Source organism: Chryseobacterium phocaeense (assembly GCF_900169075.1).
GTDB lineage: Bacteria > Bacteroidota > Bacteroidia > Flavobacteriales > Weeksellaceae > Chryseobacterium > Chryseobacterium phocaeense.
This window is the reverse complement of record NZ_LT827014.1, coordinates 971,252-997,351: the sequence shown is the minus strand read 5'-3', so window position 1 is coordinate 997,351 and position 26,100 is coordinate 971,252. Positions and strand designations below refer to the sequence as shown.

20 protein-coding genes are annotated in these 26,100 nt (G+C 37.2%); 5 read left to right on the top strand and 15 right to left on the bottom strand.

What is annotated here, in order from left to right; all coding sequences use genetic code 11:
• Positions 1-320: 320 nt before the first annotated feature.
• The 3 genes from B7E04_RS06045 to B7E04_RS06035 all read left to right on the top strand — a co-directional run bounded on the left by B7E04_RS06045 (position 321) and on the right by B7E04_RS06035 (position 6,041).
• A complete protein-coding gene (locus B7E04_RS06045) occupies positions 321-2,588 on the top strand; it encodes an outer membrane beta-barrel family protein (RefSeq protein ID WP_080777813.1) in 2,268 nt (755 codons plus the stop codon).
• A 180-nt stretch (positions 2,589-2,768) separates the two neighbouring features.
• Positions 2,769-5,081: an outer membrane beta-barrel family protein gene (locus tag B7E04_RS06040; RefSeq protein ID WP_080777812.1), complete on the top strand. Its 2,313-nt coding sequence runs from the start codon at positions 2,769-2,771 to the stop codon at positions 5,079-5,081.
• Positions 5,082-5,159: 78 nt separating this feature from the next.
• Positions 5,160-6,041 (top strand): alpha/beta hydrolase, encoded by an 882-nt coding sequence (locus B7E04_RS06035; RefSeq protein WP_080777811.1) that lies wholly within the window; start codon positions 5,160-5,162, stop codon positions 6,039-6,041.
• Positions 6,042-6,151: 110 nt separating this feature from the next.
• Here the strand turns inward: B7E04_RS06035 and B7E04_RS06030 are convergent, their stop codons facing one another.
• The 3 genes from B7E04_RS06030 to B7E04_RS06020 form a co-directional block, all read right to left on the bottom strand.
• The gene (locus B7E04_RS06030; RefSeq protein WP_080777982.1) at positions 6,152-7,906 is read right to left on the bottom strand and encodes a discoidin domain-containing protein; all 1,755 of its coding nucleotides are present in this window, start codon (positions 7,904-7,906) and stop codon (positions 6,152-6,154) included.
• Between the two features lie 139 nt (positions 7,907-8,045).
• Positions 8,046-8,969 carry a citrulline utilization hydrolase CtlX gene (ctlX, locus tag B7E04_RS06025; protein WP_080777981.1) on the bottom strand — a complete coding sequence of 308 codons (924 nt, stop codon included), beginning with the start codon at positions 8,967-8,969 and terminating at the stop codon, positions 8,046-8,048.
• A 78-nt stretch (positions 8,970-9,047) separates the two neighbouring features.
• Positions 9,048-9,962 carry a dimethylarginine dimethylaminohydrolase family protein gene (locus B7E04_RS06020; RefSeq protein WP_080777810.1) on the bottom strand — a complete coding sequence of 305 codons (915 nt, stop codon included), beginning with the start codon at positions 9,960-9,962 and terminating at the stop codon, positions 9,048-9,050.
• Positions 9,963-10,250: 288 nt separating this feature from the next.
• Here B7E04_RS06020 and B7E04_RS06015 point away from each other — a divergent pair, with 288 nt between their 5' ends.
• A complete protein-coding gene (locus tag B7E04_RS06015) occupies positions 10,251-10,748 on the top strand; it encodes a hypothetical protein (RefSeq protein WP_080777809.1) in 498 nt (165 codons plus the stop codon).
• 234 nt (positions 10,749-10,982) lie between these two features.
• Positions 10,983-11,144, top strand: coding sequence for a hypothetical protein (locus B7E04_RS22090; RefSeq protein ID WP_165439398.1), 162 nt, complete (start codon positions 10,983-10,985; stop codon positions 11,142-11,144).
• Positions 11,145-11,187: 43 nt separating this feature from the next.
• Here the strand turns inward: B7E04_RS22090 and B7E04_RS06010 are convergent, their stop codons facing one another.
• The 12 genes from B7E04_RS06010 to B7E04_RS05945 form a co-directional block, all read right to left on the bottom strand.
• A complete protein-coding gene (locus B7E04_RS06010) occupies positions 11,188-13,353 on the bottom strand; it encodes a TonB-dependent receptor domain-containing protein (protein ID WP_080777808.1) in 2,166 nt (721 codons plus the stop codon).
• Between the two features lie 80 nt (positions 13,354-13,433).
• On the bottom strand, positions 13,434-14,495 hold the full coding sequence (locus B7E04_RS06005) for a helix-turn-helix domain-containing protein (RefSeq protein WP_080777807.1): 1,062 nt from the start codon (positions 14,493-14,495) through the stop codon (positions 13,434-13,436).
• A 317-nt stretch (positions 14,496-14,812) separates the two neighbouring features.
• A complete protein-coding gene (locus B7E04_RS05995; protein WP_080777805.1) occupies positions 14,813-15,286 on the bottom strand; it encodes a hypothetical protein in 474 nt (157 codons plus the stop codon).
• A gap of 79 nt (positions 15,287-15,365) precedes the next feature.
• Complete coding sequence (locus tag B7E04_RS05990) at positions 15,366-16,652, bottom strand: citrate synthase (RefSeq protein ID WP_080777804.1); 1,287 nt, start codon at positions 16,650-16,652, stop codon at positions 15,366-15,368.
• An 86-nt stretch (positions 16,653-16,738) separates the two neighbouring features.
• Positions 16,739-18,031: a phosphopyruvate hydratase gene (gene eno, locus B7E04_RS05985; RefSeq protein WP_080777803.1), complete on the bottom strand. Its 1,293-nt coding sequence runs from the start codon at positions 18,029-18,031 to the stop codon at positions 16,739-16,741.
• Positions 18,032-18,220: 189 nt separating this feature from the next.
• A complete protein-coding gene (locus tag B7E04_RS05980; protein WP_080777802.1) occupies positions 18,221-19,435 on the bottom strand; it encodes a hypothetical protein in 1,215 nt (404 codons plus the stop codon).
• 9 nt (positions 19,436-19,444) lie between these two features.
• Complete coding sequence (locus B7E04_RS05975; protein WP_139785347.1) at positions 19,445-19,927, bottom strand: hypothetical protein; 483 nt, start codon at positions 19,925-19,927, stop codon at positions 19,445-19,447.
• Positions 19,928-20,146: 219 nt separating this feature from the next.
• Positions 20,147-20,866, bottom strand: coding sequence for a hypothetical protein (locus B7E04_RS05970; RefSeq protein WP_080777800.1), 720 nt, complete (start codon positions 20,864-20,866; stop codon positions 20,147-20,149).
• A 229-nt stretch (positions 20,867-21,095) separates the two neighbouring features.
• A complete protein-coding gene (locus tag B7E04_RS05965; protein ID WP_228439830.1) occupies positions 21,096-21,791 on the bottom strand; it encodes a sensor histidine kinase in 696 nt (231 codons plus the stop codon).
• A 711-nt stretch (positions 21,792-22,502) separates the two neighbouring features.
• Positions 22,503-23,345, bottom strand: a complete 843-nt coding sequence (locus tag B7E04_RS05955) for a hypothetical protein (RefSeq protein WP_080777797.1) — start codon at positions 23,343-23,345, stop codon at positions 22,503-22,505.
• A 6-nt stretch (positions 23,346-23,351) separates the two neighbouring features.
• Positions 23,352-23,984, bottom strand: coding sequence for a response regulator (locus tag B7E04_RS05950; protein ID WP_080777796.1), 633 nt, complete (start codon positions 23,982-23,984; stop codon positions 23,352-23,354).
• Positions 23,985-24,232: 248 nt separating this feature from the next.
• Positions 24,233-26,092 (bottom strand): glycoside hydrolase family 35 protein, encoded by a 1,860-nt coding sequence (locus tag B7E04_RS05945; protein ID WP_080777795.1) that lies wholly within the window; start codon positions 26,090-26,092, stop codon positions 24,233-24,235.
• Positions 26,093-26,100 lie beyond the last annotated feature (8 nt).

Here is a 26,100-nt window from a genome sequence, read left to right as displayed (position 1 = left end):
TATTAATTTTTAGTTTACACTAAATTAATCATAAAATAAACATCTACCCCATTTATTCAATTTCTCATTACATTTTTTTTAAATCTGATTAATTTTTCATCTCCGATGTAACAAAATTTCAGCCTCAATTGTCTAATTATATAGAAAGTCAAGAAAACTTATTTTTTTAAAGTAAAATTTTAATAACTGATAACCAATAAGTTAAATAATAAATAAAAATATTTTAAGTACTTTGTATTGCATGATACTGTTTTTATTATATATCTTTGTAATGTTAAATAATCATCCATACAAGCTATTAACACCTAAAAAATAATATCATGAAAACTCAAATCTTTATTGCCGCCCTATTTTTCAGCGGACTGGCAGCTGCCCAGCAGTCGAAAGATACCCTGAAAGTAAAAAACATTGAAGCTGTCAATATCAAGAAGCAGGTTTTCAAAAAGCAGAGTGACCGTTTTATTTATGATGTAGCTTCGTCTCCTATTGCTAAAGGAACGAATACCTTCAATCTGCTGAAGCAGACTCCAATGGTTTCAAGCATCGACGGAAAGTCGTTGAAGATCATGGGGAAATCTGATGTAGTGGTTTACATCAACAATAAAAAAACCAATATGGATGCTGAGGCATTAATAGAAATGCTGAAAGGAACGCCTTCTGAAGACATCCAGAAAATTGAAGTGATTACTACACCGGGAAGTGAATTCCAGGTAGAATCCAATGAAGGGGTCATTAATATTGTAATGAAAAAGAAGAAAAGTGACGGCTATAACGGAACCCTGAAAATGAATAATGAGCATGCTTACTATAATAATCCTTCTGCCGGAGCTTCTTTCAACTTCAGAAAAAACAAATGGTCTGTGAATTCCAATTTCAATACTGGAAGCTGGACAGACAGGGAACGATATACTTTATCGAACGGAGATCCTACTTTCAGAAATGAATCTTTAGGGTTTAATGATGATCCTAACAAAAATGTGGGCGGAAGCGTGAATATTGATTATGAAATTAATAAAAAACACAGCTTAGGATTCACCTATAATATGAGATACAACAAGAGTTTCAATTCTATCCTTGATGTGACCAACTGGGAGAATGGCGTTCTTACCAACAGAACCATCAATCATGAGGATGCTCAGACAAGAAACCACTCTTTCAATTTAAACTATGAAATAAAAACAGATACCATCGGAAGCAAGCTTACGTCCAATATTTCTTATTTATGGTTTAACAGGGATAAAATGAGCGTTAATAAAAGCTATCCGCTTACCAACGGTTCTGATGTTGATGAAAGCATGCCATACAGCGCACTGAGACAGTCTGTACCACAAATTATCAACAATTACGCCGCCAATATCGACTATCTTAAAAAAACAGCGAAAGGCCACACCTGGCTGATGGGAGTAAGCTACAACCACACCAATACAGACAATGATACGCGACAGGACAACCTGGTAGACAATGTATTTGTGAATGATGTGAACCAGACGAACCATTTTATTTACAAAGAAAGAATCCTTGGTGTCTATATTACGTATGAAAGAAAACTGAGTGAAAAGTTTTCAGGAAAGATAGGAACACGTTACGAGATGACCCGAAGCAGCGGTGAAATTCTGGATAAAACAAGTTTCGACAGAAATTACAATAATTTACTGCCTTATCTTAATCTGAACTATGCGATCAATGCAGACCATAATCTTACCTACAGTTTTTCCAGCAGGATCAGAAGACCGAGATTCTGGGAACTGAATCCTTCAAGAACGTATTTCACGCCTAATAATTATACACAGAATAACCCATTTGTACTGGCTTCGAAATATTATAATCAGGAGATCAGCTATATGTTCAAGAGTGCATTTTTTGCCAATCTGAGCTATAGTTATGTAAAAGACGCTTCCAACCAGATCCCGCTTCAGGGAAGCATCACCGGGCCTCAAAAAGATGAAAGTGGAAATATTGTTTACGGCCCGAACGGAGATCCTGTCATTGCGACTACCAGATTCTTAAGGTATATCAGAACCAATTATGGAAGCAACCAGCAGTTCGGACTTACTTTAGGGATGAATAAATCCTGGTTCAAAGAAATCTGGACGACCAATTATTCCGTCAACCTGGGTTACAGCATCTATAAGGGAACGGTTTCGGAAGATCCAACCTCAGTACCGGTTCCGGGATACACCGAAGTGCTGGACCCATATGTAATCAACTTTAAAAACTTTAATTACTCAGCTAATATTAACAACAATATCCGCCTTTCTGCTAATAAAGACTGGTATCTGGGAGTCAATTATTATTATGGAAGTAAAGTAAAAATTGAAAGCGGAACATTAGGAGTAAGACAGAGCTTTGATGTAAGCTTAAAAAAGATCATGGGGAACTGGACTTTCGTGGCTGAAGTATATGATGTATTTAACCAGAACTTTAACAGCATACAGGGAATACAGCCTAGCGGAAGCTACAATAATGTGGTGAACTTCGAATATCCGAGAATTCTGAATATCGGGGTAACCTACAACTTCGGGAACCAGAAGCTGAAAAAGGCAAGAGAAATGAAATCTGCCAACGATGCGATAAAATCAAGAACCTAAACAATTCAGGAAAGCTTTTCAACTCAGGAAACCAATCTTTAACCATTCATAGAAACATATAAAATTCGCCTTTATCAAGGTGAGGCAGGATATTCATGACATCACGGAACTCATCACCTTTCGTAATAAACACTACAAAGAATTACCACCACCACTATTACCACACTTAAATAAGGAATCATGAAAAAGATCATTATACTGGCAGCAGCCATCTCAGGAAGCATCGCTTTTGCCCAGGAAAAGAAATCCGACACGGCCAAAACAAAATCCATAGAAGGAATTACGATAACAAAACAGGTTTTTAAAAAGCAGAGTGATCGTTTTGTCTATGATGTGGCAGCATCTCCTGTTGCCAAAGGAAATACCACTTTTGATCTGCTGAAACAAACGCCGCTTCTTTCTTCAACGGATGATAAAACGTTAAAGATCGCAGGAAAAAACAATGCACTGATTTACATCAACGGAAGAAAAACCAATATGGATGCTGAATCCCTGGCCCAATTCCTTAAAAATACTCCGGCTGAAAATATCCAGAGAATTGAAGTGATTACGGTTCCGGGAAGTGAATTCCAGGTTGAATCTTCAGACGGGATCATCAATATCGTCCTGAAGAAAAAAATGAGCGACGGTACTAATGGAAACATGCGGATGTCCAATACCCAGAATAAATTCAACGCCAGCCAGGCGAGCTTCTCTGTGAACTACAGAAAGGATAAGCTGGGAATAAGCGCCAACCTGAATGGCGGCGAAAACATCGAGCCTCAAAGCTATATTTTAAGAAACGGTACAAGCCAGTTAAAAAATGAATCGGTAGGTGATATTGATGACCCGAATAAAAACATCGGCGGCTATCTTAATATTGATTACCAGCTGAACGAAAAAAACAATTTAGCTTTATCATGGAATTCATGGGCCAATAAAAGTTATAATTCAACCATTGACCTGTTCAATACACTGGCCCTAACGGATGACAAAGGAATTACGGATATTTCATACACCAGAACGAAAAACAGAGCAGACGCGCGAAACTACAATAACTCGGTGAACCTCAACTATGAAGCCAAGCTGGACTCACTGGGAAGTAAGCTGAATGTAAATGTGGCCTATATGATTTATAAAAGATTTCAGTTTTCAGACAACAATACCATGCTTCCTGGTATCACGAACTGGGCTGATTTTTCAAGAACGAAAAAAACAATTATCCAGGATATTCCGCAGATCATCAACAATTTCTCAGGAACTGTAGATTATATCCAGAAATTTAAAAGTGACTTTACCCTTTCTGCGGGCGGGAATTTTAACAAAACAAGGACAGACAATGATACCAAAAACCTTACTTACGATTATCTTTACAGCCCTACAGGAAATTTAACCGGAATAGAAACCAGCCCGGAAACCAATCACTTTATTTATGATGAAAATATTTACGGTCTTTATCTGACGCTGGAAAAGAAGTTCTCTGATAAATTTTCAGGAAAAATCGGAGCCAGATATGAAATTACGAACAGTCTGGGAACGGCGGATAGCTTTAATCCTAAAAATAAAACGGAGCCGCAAAAGCATCAGGTGATTGAGAGGGATTATAATAACTTTCTTCCGTATTTAAGCTTCAATTATGCGATTAATGATAAGAACAATATCTCTTATTCATTTTCGAGCAGAATGAGAAGGCCGAGTTTCTGGGAAATCAATCCGGTAAGAAATTATATCACTGAGGTTAATTATACGCAGAACAATCCTTTTGTAAAGGCATCATCCACCTATAATCAGGAACTGACGTATATGTATAAAAACTCCTATTTCCTGATTCTGAATCACTCTTATCTCAAAGATCAGATCACCCAGGTTCCGTTGCAGGGATTCACCAAAGCTACAGACGGAACGATCAGTGAACAAAGCGTACTGCGTTATATCAGAACGAATTTTGGTGACAGACAGGAAATGTCTGCCATGGTTGGAATTCAGAAGACTTTCTTCAAGCAGTATTTAACCCTGAACTTCAATGCGGGAATCCAGCACAACATCAACGATGGATCTCTTGCAGAAGATCCTACCACCGGTGAAACTTTTGTAGATAAAGACGGCAAACCTATAGTGTATACGAATAATGTAAAATCTACCAGTTTGATTGTGACGAGTAACAATACCCTTCGTCTGGATAAAAAGAAAACCTGGTTCCTGGGTGTCAATTATTTCTATGTAGACAAACAGCAGATAGAGCTGGGAATGCTTAAAAACCTGATGAGCCTTGATCTGAGTATCAAGAAAAACTGGAACGACTGGACTTTTGCCGTAAACCTGAATGATGTGCTGAGAACAAATGTTGTAGAAATTGAAGATTATCAACCTAACGGAAATTACAATTACATCCGCAATGACCAGTACAGAAGGAGTGTAACGGTAAGCCTTACGTATAATTTCGGAAACCAGAAATTGAAAAAAGTAAGAGATATCGAAGCGGCATCGGACGATATCAAAAGCAGAACAAGATAAAAACTATCATTCTTCATATTCAATTATTTTTGTGGTGAGCCCGCCGGAATTTCCGGCGGGTTTTCTATCTTTATGATTATGAACAAAAGTCTCGCTGCCTTTTTATGTTTTATTTCAATCCTTTTTCTTTGGACCGGGTGCAAAGAAAAGAAAGTAAAGCTGGGTAAAGATGCCAGCTTTAACAAGGAAGAAAATGTCCGTTATGGAAATGATTCCAGGCAGGTAATGGATCTTTATATCCCTGAAAACAGAAACTCAATACAAGGTATTTTTGTACTTATTCATGGTGGAGGCTGGCGCGGAGGAGACAAATCACAGCTTACCTTTTTCACTCTTTCTATGATGCAAAAGTTTCCTGATTATGTTTTTGCGAATATAAATTACAGGCTGGCGGATCAGCATTCTTTTATTCTTCCCAACCAAACGGAAGACATTGATGATGCTTTAGATATATTGGTTAAAAAGTCTGTAGAGATGAAGTTTCCCCCTGAAATTATTTTGCTCGGGAACAGCGCAGGCGCCCACTTATCAATGTTGTATGGTTACAACAGGATTTTTGACCTTAAACACCGGACAAAAGTAAAAGCAATCGTAAATATCGTAGGGCCAGCCGATCTGAACAGTGCAGACTTTAAAAACTATTCCGACTATTCTTTTGTTGAAAAACATATGACTGATGCCTCAAAACCTACTCCAACAGATATAACTAATCAGGATATTCCAAATCCTGTTTTCTGGATTAATGAAACCTCACCGCCTACTCTTTCCTATTATGGAAACAGGGATCAGGTGATTCCGCTGTCACAGATGAGAAAGCTGGATTCTGCATTGAGTCAAAATAAAGTAGTGCACGCATCCTATGAATTCAATGGCGGACATCTGGATTGGGATAAAAGCCCGAATGATGAGTTGTTGATTGGGAATATTGCGGGCTTTTTGAAGCAGATAGATAAAAAATAAGCGCCCGGAAAATTTCCGGACGCTGCTATTATTTTTGAATTTGAATCTAAAAGTTCACGCAGATTGAGCTGATGTGGCAGATTTCTTTTTATTCTTTTTTTCTTTATCCTCTATTCTGATTTCACAATTTCCGTTCTCTCCGAAACCCCATTGGCATTAAAAGCTTCGATCTGGAAATAGTAAGCATCCGTACGGTCTGCCCCGGTAAAGAAGTATTCATTCTTGCCGTACACCATCATGCTTCCGTATAATTTATCCGGAGATTTTCCCCAGTAGATCACGTACCCGTCTGCATCCTGGTTCTGCTGCCATTTCATCCAGATGCTTCTTCTTTCACCGTATTTTTTAGGATCGGCTCTTAGTGGGACAAATCCTTCCACTTTTTTAGGTTGTTCACCAGCTCCTTTTCCGAATACCCTAAATCCGCTTAATGCAAATTTTCCGGTAGGCATTTTCAGGTTTTCCATTTTCAGGAATCTGGCTTTGGCCGGTTTTTCAAGTTCTACATAATCGTGGGGAACATCTTTGGTATTCTTGCTTTTATCAACAATTACATTCCACTTCTTCCCGTCATTGGAGCCGTAGATCTTGTACTGATGCATTTTCCCCAGAGTTTTCCCCATAAATTCGGCGTCCTGATCTGCATAATTGATCTGGATGGCATTAATGGTGGAAATATCTCCCAGATCAGTCTGGAACCATTCTCCGGAATTCCCGGTTTTTGCACTCCAGTACGTTTTAATGTCTTCATCCACCGCTAAATTAGGCTGGTATCCGCCTAAAGTAGAAGAAACCTGAACCGGTTTATTGTAATTCAGAAGCATCCAGCCTGCAAAAAGTCCTTTTGAGAAATCTTTACCTTGTGCATACTGTGGAAGAAGGGTCGGATAATCTCCATAAGCCGTATTCGTGTACATCACATCATCCTTATCAAATCCGGCAGGCCAGATTCCGAGTCTCCGTTCAAAATTATTTTTAGTGGAAATAAAGATGGTTGAAATATGCCACCAGTTTTTATAATTGTCTTCAAAGGTCGCTCCATGGCCAGCTCCCCTGGCGAAACCTCCCGGTTTGTAAGAGAAAGGATTGTGCTGCTGGTATTCAAAGCCTTCCAAAGGATTTTTACTTACATAAACCCCATCCGAATATCCACTGAATTCTGTGGCCGGAGCTCCGTACTGCATATAATATTTTCCGTTGTGTTTCGTCATCCAGGCACCTTCTACAAACGGCTGCAGGAAAACATTGTCATTGTATTCCCCGAATCTTTCCCAGCCATGGTCTTCAGGTTTCAGCTTAATAATGGGTTTTGTAAACCCTTCCGACTGCAGATTTTTCACCTTCACTTCTGTTCCCAAAAGCGGCCATTCATTACTGGAACCCCAGTACAGATAGAGTTTGTTTTTATCTTCATCATAATGGAACGCCGGATCCCATGCTCCTACTTTTAGAGTGTCTACAGCAATTTTCCAGTCGTCTTTGGTAGGGTTGGTACTCTTCCAGATCGGGAAATCCTGTTCCCAGGTAGAACCGTAAACGTAGAGTGTATCTTTCATTGCCCAGACTGCTGGTGCATTGAGGTCATGGGTATATTTATTATCTCTGAGGAATTTTCTTTTCACAAATTTCCAGTCCAGCATATCATCGCTGTACCAGTAGCCTTCCTGGTTGGTAGAGAACAGGAATAGTTTATTTTTAAAATTAACGATTACGGGATCGGCTGTAGCCCGGTGTTTCCCCTGTTTTGAGAATACTTCAAACGGCGTATAGCCATAATCTATATTGATAGGGTTACAGAATGTTTTCTGCTGGGCTCCCACAAATATTCCCAACAAAACAGCGAACGATAAAAAAAACTGCTGCATCTTCATAATTTTAGCTTAGGGAACAAATTTAGCTAACTTTTTTGTCTTTTGTCTCAATTTGAAAAAATGAACCGGTCAAAAAAAATTCCGGCCTTGTTCCAAGGCCGGAATTATATCCATTTATTGATTATTTATGCTGTTATTTTTTCGGAAGGAAAACCTCAGCCAGCATACATCTGGCGCTTCCACCACCGTTTACTTCAATGGTATTCAGGTCCGAATAAATAATTTCACAGTATTTTTCTATGGCAGCCACCTGTCCAGAGTTTAAGGACTGGTAAGCTGTCTGGCTCATCACCAGAAATTTTTCACCGTCTTTATTCTGAACCTGAAGCATATTTCCTGCAAACTGCTGCATCTGTTCTTCTGAAATTTCAATAATCTCTTTTCCGGAGTTTTTAATGGTTTCAATCACTTTTTCCCTTTCCAGCTCATCATCGATGCAGTCCAGACAGATCACTACAAATTTGTCAGCCACACACATCATTACATTGGTATGGTAAATAGGTAGTCTTTCCGTTCCTACCGTCTGATAAGAATGGAAAATTATTGGCGTAAAACCATATTTTTCACAGAATTCCCTGAATAAATTTTCGTCAAGTCTCAGAGAAACCGAACCGTAAGCAATTTTATGATCATGATCAAAGATCATGCTTCCCGTTCCTTCCAGGAAATGTCCCTGGGTTTCAGAAAAAGACCAGTCATCAATTTCTACTACTTCAAATCCCTGGTTTCCGATGCTTTCAAGAATATCCTCTCTTCTTTCCACTCTTCTGTTGGAAGCAAACATGGGATAAAGTACCACTTTCCCGTCTTTATGGAAACTTACCCAGTTATTTGGGAAGATGGAATCCGGTGTGTGAGGATCCAGGGTATCTTTTATGGTAATTACATTCACACCTTTGCTTCTCAGTTTTCCCACAAAAGTATTGAATTCCGCCAAAGCCTTAGACTGAATATCTGAACCTTTCTGTTCCACCTGAAAATAATTGTTTTTCGCTGTTTCAGCATTGTAACCGAATGCAATCGGTTCTATCATGAGTACGGTATCTGTTGTCTGCATTGTTTTAGATTTAAAAATTAAAAGATTTAAAGATTTAAAAATTCCCACATCAGGAAATTGTCTCATCTTCGCATCGGCCTACTCTCTTACCAATGGCATTGTAGAGCATCTCAGGAGGCCTCCCATTTTGGAGATTTCCCTGTACGGGATTTCTTCTACGGTCATTCCCCATTCGTTTCTCAGGTGGTTGTTCATTCTGGTGAATGTCTTGTCTGATACTACAACGTCCGGAGATATGGAGAAAATGTTCGGGAACATTTCAAACATTTCTTCATCATTAAGATGGAAACAGTTTTCTTCCCCGAAAATATCAATGATCAGGCGGTAATCGCTTTCATCTACAAATCCGTTCTTATAGATCAGGCATTTATCTTCTCCTACCGGATTGAACGTACAGTCTAAATGTAAGATTCCTTCAAAAGGTACTCTGTCATTTTTCTTTAGCTCAAGATCGATGATTCTTTTTTTCGGGAAGTATTCTTTTAAGATTTCAATGGCATATTCGTTGGTTCTTGCCGTTTTATAGTTCCGGTAATCCTCGCTGAAACATGTTCCAATAAAGAGGAAATCATCCCATACAATTACGTCTCCACCTTCAATGTGGGCGGTTTCGGGAAGGTTGATGATTTTTCTCCATGCTACTTTTTCAAAAACTTTTTTATAAGCTTCCTGTTCGTCGGCTCTGTCTGCGATCACGTTTGAGATGATCATTTTATCGTCAATTACGAAAGCCACATCTCTTGAGAAAACCTGGTTGTAATCTTTAATAATGCTGGGGCGGAGTACTTCTACATCATATTTTTTCAATACGGCTTCGAAAGCATTCATTTCGCTGATGATATCCTCTTCTTTAGGATACATATTATGTTCGATGGAATAATAGGACTTGGCGTCATAGCTTTCTTCCAGTGTGGGAATGGGTCCCATAGAATTAGGCTGGCCTAAAACAACTGATTTCAGCCTGCCCGTTTCGTTTTTAATGTTTAGTCTCATAAAGATTTATGCAATACTACAAATATAAGTAAAGGCCGCTATCTGGGAAACTTTTGAATTGCTTTATGCGTATAATTTTATCCTGTAATCCGGTTCTTCTGAAGGACGGTTTTATTACAGTTATTTTATCCGCATAATGTAATAAATACAGAAAATACCACTAGTTAATTCTCACTTACAGTTTCAGCTTACGCAGTTACCATTGAAACGTACGTGTTTACTGAATGTAGCTGGTTTTCTTGTCCGGGTACCATTATATTAGCTGTACTAATTCAAAATCTTATTATTATGAAAAAGACCCTTACCTTTTTTTTAACTGTTTTATTTACAGTGGTATCTGTAACCAGTTTATGGGCACAGAATTCTTTTAGCATTAAATATATCGGCGAGGCAAGTCTTAGCAGTTTTCCACCTAATCATATAAAAGTGGAAGCCGATTACGATCGTCATTATCACATTATTTCCCCGCCTAACAGCTCTACCCAGACCACTCCTGTTCTTGAAAGCAAGTATATTACTAACGGAACAACCGTTGCTTATCTTAGTCCTCCAACTCCCAGCCCGGGTACGGCCCAGACCTTTGAACTTTTCCATTTAAAAGTAACCTGGAATACTCTTCAGAACGGATTTCCTATTTCAAGGGTATATACCTTCAACAATTTACAGATCCTGTCGGCCAATAGCGGAAATGAGATAGATCTAACAATAACAGGAGCCAGGATACGTCTTAAAGCAATCTCTTCCGGAACCCATGTTCTTTACCAGATAACTCTTACAGCATACTAGCGAGATAATGCGAATCCGGCCATAAAAATAAACCCTGTTTCTGAAAGCGGGGTTTATTTTTTTAATTATATTAAATAATAAAAACTAAAATCAAAATCTACAACCTGCTAAATTTCATCTACATATATAAAAAATATTTGCTTCTTATTAAAAATAAATTCATACATTAGTGATATAATTTTCCATAAAATTATATATTTACAACTTAACTATTAACATCAAAAAATCAAAATCATGAACAAGACTAATTCTATGCTGAAAAATGCAAAAAAACTAGGTAGAGACGAGCAAAAATCAATCGTAGGAAGCGGGATCAACAGACCGAGATACTGCTGCGAATGGGATGAAAACGGAAACTGCTATATCTGGACATGCGGAAACTGTGTTTGCCCGTAATCCACAAAACTAAAAACCTGCTTTTGAAAGCAGGTTTTCTTTTTTATCGTGCCCTGTTTTCTTCTTCTGTCTTCTGTAATTCCCTGGCTTGATATTTTGAATTTCCAAAGTTATAAACCACCGACAGAATCAGACGGCTGCTGTCCCACCAATGCGTAAAACGGTTGTCCATAATCTTTTTATGCCTGAATTCCAGACGCTGATCATAAGAATCAAAAATATTATTGTAACTGATCTTTGTATTTAGTGTGTTACTCAGCCATGATTTCTGTACGGAAAGATCAACGGTATACCTCGGCTTTATAATATAAAGGCTGTTTCCGGTTTTTGATTCGTAGTTAGCATACAGATTAAGGGTATATCCTTCCGGCAAAGTAAATACCTGATTGGTACGAATCTCATAATTGTATACTTTCAACGCAAAAACCTCACCCAGATACGGTCTGAATTCATCATTATAATATCCCGCTATCTGCGTTGTGACATTCCACCATTTTGTAATTTTAACCGGAAAGCCGGTTTCTATGGACGCAAATTTCCGGTATGGAAGATTGGTCCCCAGATATTCCAGAACATTGGTTTCCGGATTGTAAAGCGGATACCGCACCATCACATCTTTTTCTTTTCCGGCAATGATGCTGGTGATCCAGTTTTTGTAACGGTAAGTAAGTTTGACCTGGTTGGTGAAGGAAGGCTGCAGATAAGGGTTGCCAATCCAGTAATTCAGCGGGCTGAAATAGAACCGGAATGGATTGAGCTGCGAAAATACCGGCCTTGTCATCTTTCTGCTGTAAGAAAATGACAATTCATTCGATGCATTGAACGCATAAGATGCACTGAAAGACGGCAGCCATTCCAGATAATTCCTTGACACCACTGAATCTTTAGTGATTGCGTCCGAAATACTTTCTGTGTTCTCTAACCTTAGCCCAGCATTCATCTGCAGCTTTCCCAATTTCTGCCGGTATGAAATATAGCCCGCCACTATTTTTTCTTTATAAACAAATCTATTGCTCCTCTCAGGATCGAATACAAAATTTTGATTCACAGACAGTGTGTCGTAGCGGATATTATTGTTGGTATCCGAGCGGCTGTATTTTATCCCTGCTTCCAGATCTGCGTTTCCAATTTTCCGGGAAACATCTATCTGGAAAGTCTGGATGTCAATTTTATTAAGCAAATCAGATTTCCAGTAAGATAAAAGTTGAGAGGTTGGTTTATCTCTATTTATAAAATCATCATTTTGCTTGTTCTTAACAGCAAGATAATTGGCGAAAAAATTGAGCTTAAACCCTTTATCCTGAAATGAATAATCAGCTGTAAGTCCATAGTTTTCCTGTGAATATACTGTAGGATTCTCGCTTTCCGTATGAAAGTTCAGCTGTGTATTTTCATTATTGGTGGTATACAGCGATCCTGAGCGGCTCCGTTCATTGTTTCTGAAATTTCCTCTAGCATTGATGCTTAATCTGTGCTTATCATTCAGTCTGAAATCAGCTCCCGTTGCTATGCTGTACACTTTTCCCTCGTCTTCCTGATAGGTATTTGTTCTCATGTTGTTGGTATTCGCCAGTTTCTGTAATGCACGATAACGGTACGTAGAAATTCCGTTATTATAGCCGGCCTGTAGGGTGTATGCCAATTTTTTCCTGTTGTAGGAAAGGTTTAAAGTATTCTCCCTGTAATTGAATTTGTTGGCATAAACATTTCCGTTATAATTGCCTTTCCAGCCTGGATTGGGATTTTTCTTCAGTCTGATATCAATAATTCCTTTAAATTCTGCGTCATATTTTGAGGAAGGGTTAGCGTTCACTTCAATAGATTCTACCATGTCCGGTGACAGAGATTTCAAATAGTTCTGTAGTTCCTGGCTGCTCATGACCACAGGCTTTCCATCAATAAATATCGCAGGTGTAATTCTTCCCCCAATAAAAATACCCCCTTCCTGATCTATAGAAACACCCGGGGTTTTTCTTAAAACCTCAAAAAGATTGGCCGATGTTTTAAAATCTTTATTTCCGGAAACGGATATGACTGCATTGCCATCATTCAACTTTATATTTTTTGGAGCCGATTGAATAATGACTTCAGAAATATTTGTTGTGGCAGGCCTTGATTCACTAAGGGAATCCGACATTTTTCTCTCCTGTGCTTTTCCAAAAGTGCAGAGAAGCAGCATGAGCATGAAAAAGCTCAATCTGATATTCATAAACTTTAAATTTTATGAAACCAAAACTAGCAGGATGAAGAAAAAATAAGGTTTTAAAGTTTAAATTCCGCAGTACGGAATTATAATTCTGAACTCTGAAACCGCGCTTCAGATGGAATCTGAGATTGTTTGTATAAAAGAGGTGTGGTATTTTTAATTTTTTTGAATGTGGAAAAGAATGTGGATTTCGAATTAAATCCCACCTCATAACCAATCTCTTCAATCTTCAGGAAAGAGCCGTTTTCTATTTTCTCGCAGGCTTCACTGATCCTGAATTCATTGATGTAGGTAGAAAAGCTTTTACCGAGATTGTTATTCAGCAGCTGGGAAAGCTGATGAGCAGACATATTCATTTTCGCGGCAAGTTCACTTAATTTCAGATTGGGATTTTTGTAGAGCTCTTCCGCCTCCATCAGGTTGCCTAACTTTGAGACAAAGCTTTCCGCCACCTCGTCCGCAATCTTTTTATGGGTGTATTTCGGAATTTCTTTTGCTGAATTCTGTTCATTCTTTTTACTGAACAAGATTAAAAAGTTGGCATACAGCACAAATGAGAACACAAGGCTTCCCCCGGCGCAGTAAATCTGTACCCATCCGGTTGAAATAAGCTGATAGGCCATGAAAATAATCACATTACTGACTAGTACAGGGATTATAAACTGGTTCCGGTTTTTCGTGTTCCCTTTGGAAAACAGATAATACTGATATACAGAAAGCAGAACAAAAACAGACCAAACAGTATAAATAAAAGTGCCGAAATACCTGTCCCAGGTAACCGGAAAAAATAAATACAGCAACCCAGCCGTACCCAGAGCCAATGTCAGAAGACCGAAAGAATTTCTGCATTGTTTTAAATCAAATTCATCCTTTAAAAATGAAGCCCTGATATAATAATACAAAGCCGGTCCGGTAAAAAACAGTGCCGAAAGTCCAAGATGCGGAATGATCCGCGGCCAGTCGGGATAAAAATAACTACACACAGAAATCCCCACTCTGATGCTGAGTGTGAATAAAAGCAGTCCTAAAAAGAAATCCGGAATGTATTTAAGCTTTTTAACAAAGAGCAGATAAATTCCTAGCAGTAACCCATTAAAGGCACCTACTGCACTGAAGAAAAATAACATCTGCTGTCCGAAAGTCATTGAATATTAACATTTGATAGTATGGTAAATTTACTAAAATTCAGATAATTATATGAAATCAGAAGGGATTTTTCTTTGAATATAAATGAGATAGCTAAAAGAGTCTACATTACATAAAAGATCATTCTCAGATTTTTTCAGAATAAAGATAATATACATATTTTTCTGATGTCTGGAACCACACCATAATTCTAGCCCAGATTGGAGCATTTGTTTGAACATTTTCATGATTTGGATTTCGGCGAGCCTTTGGCTCGCCGAAATCCAAATCATGAAATAGCGAGTGGAAAAGCTGGAAATAGTAGTTCCTAAAAAAATTAATTCGTTTGTCCTTTTATCTTTCTCAATCCTTTAATAGAGAGCCAAACCGCAATTAAACTCACAATCAACTGTGCAGGAACAAAAGTTCCACGGAATAATGTACTGAAAGGATTAGCCTCTTTGTAGATAAACGGAACCCATCTTTCTTCTGTTTCATAAAAATAGAGATAATAAACAGTCGATGCCCTGAAAATCAGCAATGCCACATTAACCAAAAATATAGTTTTAAAGGATTGTTTCGTGGAGACTAAAATAATGAGACTAAAGCCACACAAAAAACAGATAATCATTTCCATTTGATAGAAAATAACATTTACCAAGCTATATGTTGCATGATAATCTTTCGGTTTTGTGTGAAGCATTTCAAGAAAATCGAATGTTTCTATCAGCAGGAAAAGTCCGTAAACAAAGTACAGAACGATATTAATCCTCATTGCATTTTTTACTGAATTCAATTTCTCATTTTCCATGCTTTAATTTAAAAATATTTCACAAAATAAAAAAATCCCAAAGCAAACTTTGGGATCTTTTTTATGATAAAAACAGTAATTATCTGTTTGTAATATCGATATAATCTCTTTTCTGAGCACCTTGATAAACCTGTCTTGGTCTTCCGATAGGGTCTCCTTTAAGTCTCATTTCTTTCCACTGAGAAATCCATCCCGGAAGTCTTCCCAATGCAAACATTACTGTAAACATTTCTGTAGGAATTCCCAGTGCCCTGTAGATAATACCTGAATAGAAATCTACGTTCGGATATAGTTTTCTTTCTACGAAATACTCGTCTTCAAGCGCTACTCTTTCCAACTGCATCGCAATGTCAAGTGCTTTATCCTGAATTCCTAATGCGTTAAGGATATCATCAGCTGCTTTTTTAATGATCTTCGCTCTTGGGTCAAAATTTTTGTACACTCTATGTCCAAAGCCCATCAGACGGAAGCTGTCATTTTTATCTTTTGCTTTCGCTACCCATTTGCTAACATCTCCACCATCTTTATCGATTAACTCAAGCATTTCGATTACAGCCTGGTTAGCTCCTCCATGAAGTGGCCCCCAAAGTGCGGAAACCCCAGCAGAAATAGAAGCGAAAAGACCTGTGTGTGCAGAACCTACCATTCTTACTGTAGAAGTAGAACAGTTTTGTTCGTGGTCAGCGTGAAGGATTAATAATTTATCAAGAGCATCTACGATAACCGGATTTACTTCAAATTCCTCATTTGGTAATCTGAAGGCCATTTTGTAGAAGTTTTCTACGTAGTTCAGGCTGTTGTCTCCATGGTTTAGCGGAAGTCCCTGAGTTTTTCTGTACGTCCATGCGCAAAGGTGAGAGAACTTGGCAATCATCAGTTCTGCAGCGTGGTCCATTTCTTCTTTAGAGTTTACATTAACGGCTTTAGGATTAAAAGCAGTCAAAGCGGACGTTAAAGAAGATAAAACTCCCATAGGGTGTGCAGAACGAGGAAAAACATCGATGATTTTTTTCATCTCGTCTGCTATAAAATTATATTTTTTGATGTTGTTGTTGAAAGAACCGAATTGTTCCTGAGTAGGTAATTCACCATGTAATAAAAGATACATTACTTCTGTGAAGTTGGATTTCTCAGCAATCTGCTCGATTGGATATCCTCTGTAGAATAATTCTCCCTGATCTCCGTCTAAGTAAGTGATGTCGCTAATGGTAGCTCCGGTATTTTTGTACCCTAAATCCAGAGTGATCAGACCTGTCTGGTCTCTTAATTTCGAAATATCAATTCCTCTGTCTCCGATAGTACTATCCACGATTGGATATTCATATGAATTACCGTCGTAATTCAATATTACTTTGTTGTCTGACATTATTTATTTATTTTGTTTCTAAATATACTACTAATTATAAAATACGGCAAACAAAAATTATCGCTTGCCGTTATTTATAAATTCAATTATCTTTTGATTTTAAATGCGTCTAAACCTGGGAAAAAAGCTGTATCGCCCAATGCTTCTTCAATTCTCAACAGCTGATTGTATTTCGCCATTCTGTCTGATCTTGAAGCAGATCCTGTTTTGATCTGTCCACAGTTCATGGCAACAGCTAAATCAGCAATAGTAGAATCTTCGGTTTCTCCTGATCTGTGAGACATTACGGAAGTGAATTTGTTATTCTGAGCCATCTGTACGGCATCCATAGTTTCGGTAAGAGAACCGATCTGATTTACTTTTACAAGGATAGAATTGGCGATTCCTTCTTTTACTCCTCTTGAGAGTCTTTCTACATTGGTTACGAATAAATCGTCTCCTACAAGCTGTACTCTGTCACCGATTTTATCGGTAAGCATTTTCCAGCCTTCCCAATCGTTTTCCTGCATTCCGTCCTCGATAGAGATAATCGGATATTTAGCGGCTAATTCAGCAAGGTAAGAAACCTGCTCGCTGCTGGAGAACTGAGCAGCATCTGCAGTCTGGAATTTTCTGTAATCATAAATTCCGTCTTTGTAGAATTCTGAAGCAGCACAGTCAAGCGCCAGCATAATGTCGTCACCTGGTTTGTAACCGGCTTTTTCAATCGCCTGAAGTAAAGTGTCCAATGCATCTTCCGTTCCTTTGAAAGTAGGTGCAAAACCTCCTTCATCTCCTACAGCCGTAGAAAGACCTCTTGAATGAAGAATAGATTTCAGGTTGTGGAAAATTTCAGTTCCTTTTCTCAAGGCATGAGAGAAAGAATCTGCTTTTACCGGCATGATCATAAATTCCTGGAATGCGATAGGGGCATCGGAGTGAGAACCTCCATTGATCACATTCATCATAGGAACGGGAAGTGTATTGGCATTTACGCCTCCTACATATTTATATAAAGGAAGTCTCAATTCAGCGGCAGCAGCTCTGGCTACAGCTAAAGAAACTCCTAAAATGGCATTAGCGCCAAGGTTTCCTTTGTTCGGGGTACCATCAAGATCAATCATCACCTGATCGATAAAATTTTGTTCAAAAACAGGCTGCCCGATCAGGTTTTCTGCAATAACTTCTTTTACATTTTCAACAGCTTTCAGGACTCCTTTTCCCATAAAATCTGAACCACCGTCACGTAATTCCACTGCCTCATGTTCACCTGTAGATGCTCCTGAAGGCACTGCAGCACGTCCCATGGCCCCGCTTTCCGTAAATACATCTACTTCAATGGTAGGATTACCTCTTGAATCCAAAATTTGTCTCGCTTCTATAAAAGAAATTGCACTCATATTGTTTAGTTTTAACCCATCCGCGAAAGCTTCAGGCTGTTTTATTAATAATTATACTTGATCACAAATTTAATGAAAAAACTAACCTGATGAAAAAAACCGGGCTTTAATATTTGGTAATAAATCAAAAATTCTCCAAAGTTTTTTACAACCTGGAGAATTGTGAATATTTTTAATTAAATGCCTGCGCTACAATTTAAATTTACCTAATCCTACTAATAAATTGAGTGCGACGATAAGATTTCCTTTTTTCTCATATTCTCCTTCAAAATTTCTTCCAAACGAAAAAGTTAGTCTTTGGTTTTTAGCTACCTCATATTCGAAATTAAGGACATATTTCCAGGATGATTCAAAATCAGATTTGTTTAAGATACTTCTGTAAATACATTCTCCGCTAATCAGAAATTTCTCCTCAAACAGTTTGAAAACAAGCCGGGAACCCATATCTAAAGTATGCAGGTTTTCTTTTTTCAACTCGGGATTGGCCAATGGTGTTTCCGGATTGTATAAATATCTTGCCATGAAAATCAGGGTTGAATTCTTTTTCGAATTATATCCACCGGTAAGCCATGCTCCGACCTTAGTAATTTGTGTATTATTAAACTTATTATTTCTGAAATCTAAAACCGTTCCCATTGACATATCGAGGAAATAGCCGTAACGCTCCAACTTAATACCCTGGGCTATTTTTGTTATTTCCTGAATTTTTGTCTCTTCATCAGAATTGTCACGCGTTTTTAAATAATCTACTCTCAGCGCTTCGATTTCTTTAATTTCTTTCTCTAAATTTCTGTATTCTTCGGTATCTCTTTTACCAGCATCTTCCAAAACTCTCTGCCTTTTCAACAGGTTATTGTTCATACTATCAAGTTCTGCTAACTTCTTACTGTTTTCATCTGTAATAATTCTTTGCTTTTGTAAGAATTCATGGACTTCATGAATTTTATTCAATGCTTTAATAGTCTCATCACTAAACTCTCCTCTTTTAAGAGAGAACTTCAGCCCAAAACCCAGTCTTGATCTTTCCTCAATATTCAGTTCTTCATCCTCGGCTATTCCTTTGAAGGCAAGGGAAGTAACAAATGTCTGTTTAAAAGTAGTAGAAAAATTGGTGTCACTTCTTAGGTCCTGGTATTTTCCACCCAATTTAAATGGAGCCAGATCGATCGCAAACGAGGTTGGCAGACTTGAGAAATTACTTGTTCCTTCTCTCAACGAAACCATAATGCTTTTCAGATCCGTAGGCTTTTCAATATCGGAATTGGCAATCTCTAAAAGGTTGGCTGCCGGAGATGCCTGAGCTCTTAATACATCCAGATCAATCCCTTTTTCTTCCTGTCCGGAATAAAAATGAGAAAGCAGCAGGAGTATTAGTATAAAACTCAATTTTAATGCTGTTTTCATGACGCTTTTTTAATAGAAAGTTATGTGATGGGTATATGACGAAACTCCTCCTTCATTGTCAACTTCAGAAGTATGGGTATCATGATAAATAGTTGTTCCGTCCTGTCTGATCTTTACAGTCAGAATTGTTTTATTGGTTTCCCTGCTTGTATCCTGTATCATAGATTCTATTCTAAGGACATACCCTATCAGTTCATTACATGTACCTATTAAAATATTATCGGTAGACACACTGATAGACTTGCTAGACTGAGTGGTTCTCATTATTTTTAAAGTGGAGGTTCCGGCCTGCCCTTCGCCTCCAAAGTAAATTGACACCGTAACTTGGGAATCATCATTTGGAAGCCTCAGATTTTTAGCCGCCACATATCTGCTATCATTTTCCTCCGCAGCCGATAATACACTGCTCATCTGCAGTTCCATGATTTTGAGATTGAGCAGTTGGGCCTGAGTGTTCATAATTCTCGCTAATTGGTCTTTTTTAGTTTTCATGGTCATTAGTTTTTTTAGTTTACAGTTCAAAGTTCTTCTAAAAAAAGAGTCCTGTCAATTACACAAAAGGGTAATTATAACAACAAAACAGCACCACTTTTCAGTGATGCTGTTTCTTTAATATTTTTCCTTTCTATAATAAAACCCGGAAAAGAACCTATTTATCTTTCTGAGCAAATGATAGTTTTAACTGATTTTTTTCCTCAGCTAAATACAACTTTATGGATATAAATGTCCCATATCTAACCACTCAAATAAATCATCCGTAATAGAATTTGACATATCATTAATTTTTATGAAAAATGATAATTTCTCTTGATTTTTTTTATAAAATTCAGAGTTTTTATTACAATCACTTTTTATTTCCGAAAATTGAAAAAATACAAATTCAAGTACACTTGCGGTTTCAAATACAGTATTGTTTGATAAATTATACTTAATAACCTTCAGTAGCTCATCTCGCCTATGGATAACCATTTCTGTTGATTCAACTCCTGTAGCAAGTCTTATTTGTTTTCCTACATTTGTAAGATAATCTTGTTTACACTTTAAAAATTCAAAAAGTGACAAAGTTTCTAACTTATCTGAATGTATTAAAAAGAATTGATCTTTTTCATTAAAACCACGAATGTTAGAAATGCTTAGTACAAGCTCTACCTTGCTTTTATAATACACAAAGTGAAATATTGCATACTTCGCTGCACTTTGCTCTAATTTTTCTAAAAAAGCATTTAGACATACATATTTTCTATCAAAAGTAGTGATATTATATTTTGAACTTAAATTTTGAAAATTTTGAATAAATACTTTTTCATCTTCCTTAGGAAGTGATTTTTTTAATACTAAATTGATTATTTCGTCTTCTGAAAAATAGATTTTGTTTACGCTATTTAATGATTCACTAGCGCTGTTTTCTAAAATAACTGATGTTTTTTTCATAATGTATTTTTGAATTTGTTGTAATCTAAAATAACAAATTATCTCAAACAATACAAACTCTTAAAAATAATATATATCAAAAATTGTTACTTTCTGATAGAAAAATCGAGCGACTTTAAAAATTTATAACCACTAGCGCAAAAAAAAATTAGATGGTGAAAAATTTAGCAACATATGGTAAAACAAGACCACTTTTCATTGATGCTGTCTCTATAAATATTTTTCCTTTTTACAGTAAAACCCTGAAAAGAACTTCTGTTCCAGAGCCTCCAGACACAACATGACATTCTCCGTTCTGTTCCTGCATGCGGCGCTTCATATTCCGAAGACCGTTTCCTTCAGAGCTTTCATTCTTAATCCCTACACCGTTATCTGAAATTTTCATGATGAACTCTTTATTTTTTTGAATAAATGAGAGTTTCAGCTGATCAGACTGGCTGTGCTTGTAGGAATTATTGAGAGCCTCTTTTAAACATAAAAACATATTCCGTCTCATTTCTGTTGACACGGGAGTATCCGAGATAATATCTTCACTTTCCGACCAGAGTTTTATTTTGGTTTTCCTCAAAAAATTATCTGCATACTGTATGGCGTAATCTATAAAGCTTCCCAGAGTATCATTTCCTGAGTTCAAACTCCAGAGCATTTCGCGCATAGAAAGATTCATTTCTTCGGAGGTTTTCAGAAGTTCATCAATATCATGCTGCAGATCATCATTCTCTGCTTTCTGTTTTAAAAATTCTGCCTGCAGCTTCAGGGCGGAAATACCAGCTCCAAGATCGTCATGCATGTCGTGGGAGATACGTTCCCGCTCCATTTCTATGGATTTCTGCTTTTCTAATTCTTTCTGGAGGAGTTGGTTTTGGTATTCAGCTTCTTTGAGTTGTTTTTCTTTGATGTACAGAAGTTGTTTTCTGTTGTACATTAACACTACAAAAATTGTAAAAGCTGCTAAAAGTATAACTAAAAGCAATGCAATTAAAAAAATAAGTTTTATTTCAGACGGTAAAGATTTCATTTTTTGTTCATCATGTTGTATTTGTGTAAAGCTATATAAAATAAGACACTGCTGATTATATTAATCACATTCAGCAACTGTTTTAGTAGATGCAGAAAAGGTTTATCTATTTCATTCAAAAGATACATCGGCGTTGTTCGGAAAATAAAAAAACAGCTCCAAAGAAGTATGGAGGATGATATCCAGAAAGCAGGATCATCGGTAATTTTAGATTCATTGATATTATTTAATTTGTATTTATACCAATAAAGCACCTGTATGATGTTCGTAGTACAATAAAGAAGCGCAAAACTTAAACTATATTTATCTAAATAAAATAATCCCGGATTAAAAAACACACCTATTAAAGTAATAATAATCATTCCTATAACCATCCTTTTGCTTTTCACATTCAAGTAATAGAAATAGGTAAAGTAAAAAATATTGAATACATTCAGATAATTGTACTGTATCGATTTTGAGGTAATAATATCTAGTTCCGACAGAAAATCCACTCCGAAATTAATAAACAGAAAAAAAAAGAAATAGCTTTGGAAAGAAAGTTTTTTCCTTCCCAAAACTATGGCTGCTTTTATTAAAACAATAAAAGAGATAATATAGTAAATAGTGATCAGCATTTTATGGTTCTAAACTACCTTGATCATAGTAAGGGAAATGAGCTGTCAATTGAACCCCGGTATTATCTTTAGGTATTGAAGCCAGATAAAAACACTGCTCAGTTTGTACACGACCAGCAACATCACGTTTCCTTTCTCCAAAACATAATTCAAAATCAATATATTCTACAGTCTTTTTTTTGCATTCCTCCAAATATTTTTTTATTCTGTCCGTATAATTCTTCACCTTACGCAGATCATAATTCTGGCTGCATGGAACATAATTAGTTACAGAGGCATTTCTCAGCCTTATTCCCACGGCACTACTTAAAAAATCATTACAAAGGACTTGCACATCAGCTGCGATAATATGATATGGTCGCTGTACATTAAACACAATATATGTAGCATTTTCCAAGTCGGCAGAAGTATCTGCTATAAAAGAGATAACTGCATACAGGTGTCCCTCACTTCTTGCTATTGCCTCGCTTTCTTCATGCACTATCTCCATAATTTTACTGATCTCGAAAGCTTTCAGCTCTTTAAAAGATATTTTCATCTTGCTATACCCCGCGTTTAAATGGTCTGTAACAAGTGTTTCAAACACATTAAATTTAACAGACAGTGGTGAATTCATACCTGGTATAAGAGTCATAAAATTCCCTCTGTCAGTAGAAAATTTCCCGTCTTTTATAGGATCTGTAAGCGTATATTGCATATTATTGTCCATAATATACCTTTTTGCCCTAACCTCCTCTTCCGTAAGGGTCTCCCTGTTAAGTAAATCTTCTACTTTTCCTGATTTCTCTAGAGAAATAATGAACTCTTCGACTGCACAGTCGAAATCTTTTTCTAATGTTCCCATGATTTCTTAGTTTTTAAAATGGTTAAATTTATTAATGGCTTCTACTTTATTGCTGACCTGCAGCTTCCGGTAGATGTTTCCTACATGTTTTTTTACGGTGTCGATGCTGATGCATTTCTGATCCGCGATTTCTTTGTACAGAAGTCCCTGGGAAAGAAGTTCCAGAATTTCTTTCTCACGCTCGGTAAGGTCATCAAAATCTTTGGTGTCCGGGATTTTTTTTTCGAAATGGCTTAACACTCTTCTGGCAATGGAAAGGCTCATGGGGGCGCCTCCGTTATAGACATCACGGATGGATGACAGGATCTTGTCCATACTTTCACCTTTAATCAGGTAGCCCATAGCGCCGGCTTTTAAGGAATTAAAGATCTTTTCATCATCTTCAAAGCTGGTGCACATGATGAACTGTGTTTTTGGCATTTCTTTCCTGAGCTTTTCAATGATTTCTATTCCCAGCATATCCTGAAGCTGAATATCCATCATTACTACATCCGGGGAAATATCAGGAAGGTTTCTCAGGGCGTCATTCCCGTCAAAGAACTGTGCAGCCACCCTCATATCATCCTGATAATTGATGACCTTCTTCAACGCATTGTTGTAGTTCTTTTCGTCTTCTACTATGGCTATCGAAATGCTCATTGCTTTTTTGTTTAAGACAAATCTCGGTAGAAAACAAGGTGGAATCAATTACACTTTTGTGTAATTTCATAGCTTGAGTTCAGGTTATTGTTTGTTTTAGTTTTCATTAAATTTAACATTTTTTTCACATTTCACCTATTGATTCAACATATTTAATCTTAAATTTATATTGATCTGTTTAAGTGAAAATAAAAAACGTCCCTGGAAAACAGAGACGCGTATTTTATTTTGAAATTCAGGCCGAAGGTTTATTTTACAAGCTGATCCAGAATGGGAGTATCCATGCTGCCTATTTCAGAAATTTCTTTATCATTGATCTGTTCAAAAATCTGAATGGTATTTTTCCCTTTTTTCAGCCAGACTCCGGGAACATAAAGCGTTAATTGCGGTCCCACCTTACTCCAGTATCTTCCTACATTTCTCCCGTTGACAAAAACAATTCCTTTTCCGAAATTTCTCATGTCAAGGAAGGTATCTCCGGTTTCATCAAGATTGAACTGAGCCTCTTTGATTACCGGTGTTTTTAAGATAATTGATGTTGAACTTACTTCCACTTTAGGGATTGCATCAAAAGGCAGCGTAAACATTTGCCAGTTACCCTTAATTTCATTGCCATTAAGGATAACAGGACTTATAATTCCTTTAAGGTTATGCACTATTTCAGCTCCGTAATTAATCCTTCCCATATTTTCCACAAGAATATCCAGAACATCTCCGGATTTGATCTCAATATCCAGGTCATACTTTTTATAATACCGGTTCAGTTCTCCCTTCCAGATTCCGTTAATGTAAATATTGGCATAATCTCTTAACCCTTTAATATCTAGTTTTCCTTTTTCATCCCGTTCAAATTTCTTTCTGTAAAGAACATAGCCATGCCCGATATTGAGGTCTTCAAAACTCAACGGTTGATCTGATTGAACAGGAACCTGCTTTTTAATGATATCAAATAAAGAAACCGTTTTAGAAAACTTTATATTTTTAAATGTTATTATCTTTGGTGCCTTAGGGATTTCCGGAAGTTTTTCTTTATTTATTTTCTGAAATATACTTCTTAATGCATTATATTTTGGGGTTGCCCATCCTGCTTCCGAGATAGGAGCATCGTAATCGTAGCTGGTCATGTCCGGCTGGATATCATGGTTTTTATCGTAATTGGCTCCGCTGGTAAAGCCGAAGTTAGTTCCTCCGTGAACCATATAATAATTGAAAGAAACATCATTTTTGATATACAGCTTGGTTTGCTTTACGACTTCTTCCGTGGAAACCCTTGGAAAAGGTTCAGCCCAATGATCAAGCCAGCCCGGATAATATTCTGCCACCATATACGGACCTTTTCCTCCGTGATATTCATCCACTACTTTCTTTAAAACTTCAATATCACTTTCTCCATTTGCTGTAGGCAAAGCACAATCTATAGAACCTCCTTTGAACAATGAGCTTCCGTCTGACGTAAAGAAGGGAACTGACAATCCTGACTTGACCAGTAAATCTTTTATTTTATGGCTGTAGGTTCTGTGCTGTTGCAGTAAAATATCTTTCCGCTGTGATACATAAGACCCGAATTCATTTTCGGCCTGAACCATAATCACCGGTCCGCCATTATTGATCTGCAGGGGAATCACCTGCTTCGCCAACTGATTAATATAGTTTTCACATTGCTTAAGAAAAGCTTTATTATCTGTTCTTATTTCTAAGCTTTTATCTTTCTGCAGCCACCAGGGATATCCCCCGAATTCCCACTCTGCACAAACGTAAGGTCCGGGACGGATAATCACATACAGGCCAACTTCCTGTGCTGTTCTAATAAATTTTCTCAAATCCTTTTCGCCTGAAAAATTCCATTTTCCGGGTGATTCTTCATGATAATTCCAAAATACATAGGTGGTAACGGTATTGAGCCCCATTGCTTTCATCATTTGCAGCCGATGCTTCCAGTATTCCGAGGGAACTCTCGGATAATGCATTTCCCCGGAATAGATGGCAAAAGGCATTCCATCCAACACAAAATGACCATCCCGGATTTCAAAATTCCCCTTCTGGCAATACACATTATGAGATGCGAAAAAGAAAATAATCAGGGATAAATATTGGGCAAAATATTTCATATTATAGC

Excerpts from the sequence above, each read along its gene's own strand:
- B7E04_RS06045 (WP_080777813.1), top strand. The coding sequence starts at position 321 with ATGAAAACTCAAATCTTTATTGCCGCCCTATTTTTCAGCGGACTGGCA.
- B7E04_RS06040 (WP_080777812.1), top strand. The coding sequence starts at position 2,769 with ATGAAAAAGATCATTATACTGGCAGCAGCCATCTCAGGAAGCATCGCT.
- B7E04_RS06035 (WP_080777811.1), top strand. The coding sequence starts at position 5,160 with ATGAACAAAAGTCTCGCTGCCTTTTTATGTTTTATTTCAATCCTTTTT.
- B7E04_RS06030 (WP_080777982.1), bottom strand. The coding sequence starts at position 7,906 with ATGCAGCAGTTTTTTTTATCGTTCGCTGTTTTGTTGGGAATATTTGTG.
- ctlX (WP_080777981.1), bottom strand. The coding sequence starts at position 8,969 with ATGCAGACAACAGATACCGTACTCATGATAGAACCGATTGCATTCGGT.
- B7E04_RS06020 (WP_080777810.1), bottom strand. The coding sequence starts at position 9,962 with ATGAGACTAAACATTAAAAACGAAACGGGCAGGCTGAAATCAGTTGTT.
- B7E04_RS06015 (WP_080777809.1), top strand. The coding sequence starts at position 10,251 with ATGAAAAAGACCCTTACCTTTTTTTTAACTGTTTTATTTACAGTGGTA.
- B7E04_RS22090 (WP_165439398.1), top strand. The coding sequence starts at position 10,983 with ATGAACAAGACTAATTCTATGCTGAAAAATGCAAAAAAACTAGGTAGA.
- B7E04_RS06010 (WP_080777808.1), bottom strand. The coding sequence starts at position 13,353 with ATGAATATCAGATTGAGCTTTTTCATGCTCATGCTGCTTCTCTGCACT.
- B7E04_RS06005 (WP_080777807.1), bottom strand. The coding sequence starts at position 14,495 with ATGACTTTCGGACAGCAGATGTTATTTTTCTTCAGTGCAGTAGGTGCC.
- B7E04_RS05995 (WP_080777805.1), bottom strand. The coding sequence starts at position 15,286 with ATGGAAAATGAGAAATTGAATTCAGTAAAAAATGCAATGAGGATTAAT.
- B7E04_RS05990 (WP_080777804.1), bottom strand. The coding sequence starts at position 16,652 with ATGTCAGACAACAAAGTAATATTGAATTACGACGGTAATTCATATGAA.
- eno (WP_080777803.1), bottom strand. The coding sequence starts at position 18,031 with ATGAGTGCAATTTCTTTTATAGAAGCGAGACAAATTTTGGATTCAAGA.
- B7E04_RS05980 (WP_080777802.1), bottom strand. The coding sequence starts at position 19,435 with ATGAAAACAGCATTAAAATTGAGTTTTATACTAATACTCCTGCTGCTT.
- B7E04_RS05975 (WP_139785347.1), bottom strand. The coding sequence starts at position 19,927 with ATGAAAACTAAAAAAGACCAATTAGCGAGAATTATGAACACTCAGGCC.
- B7E04_RS05970 (WP_080777800.1), bottom strand. The coding sequence starts at position 20,866 with ATGAAAAAAACATCAGTTATTTTAGAAAACAGCGCTAGTGAATCATTA.
- B7E04_RS05965 (WP_228439830.1), bottom strand. The coding sequence starts at position 21,791 with ATGTACAACAGAAAACAACTTCTGTACATCAAAGAAAAACAACTCAAA.
- B7E04_RS05955 (WP_080777797.1), bottom strand. The coding sequence starts at position 23,345 with ATGGGAACATTAGAAAAAGATTTCGACTGTGCAGTCGAAGAGTTCATT.
- B7E04_RS05950 (WP_080777796.1), bottom strand. The coding sequence starts at position 23,984 with ATGAGCATTTCGATAGCCATAGTAGAAGACGAAAAGAACTACAACAAT.
- B7E04_RS05945 (WP_080777795.1), bottom strand. The coding sequence starts at position 26,092 with ATGAAATATTTTGCCCAATATTTATCCCTGATTATTTTCTTTTTCGCA.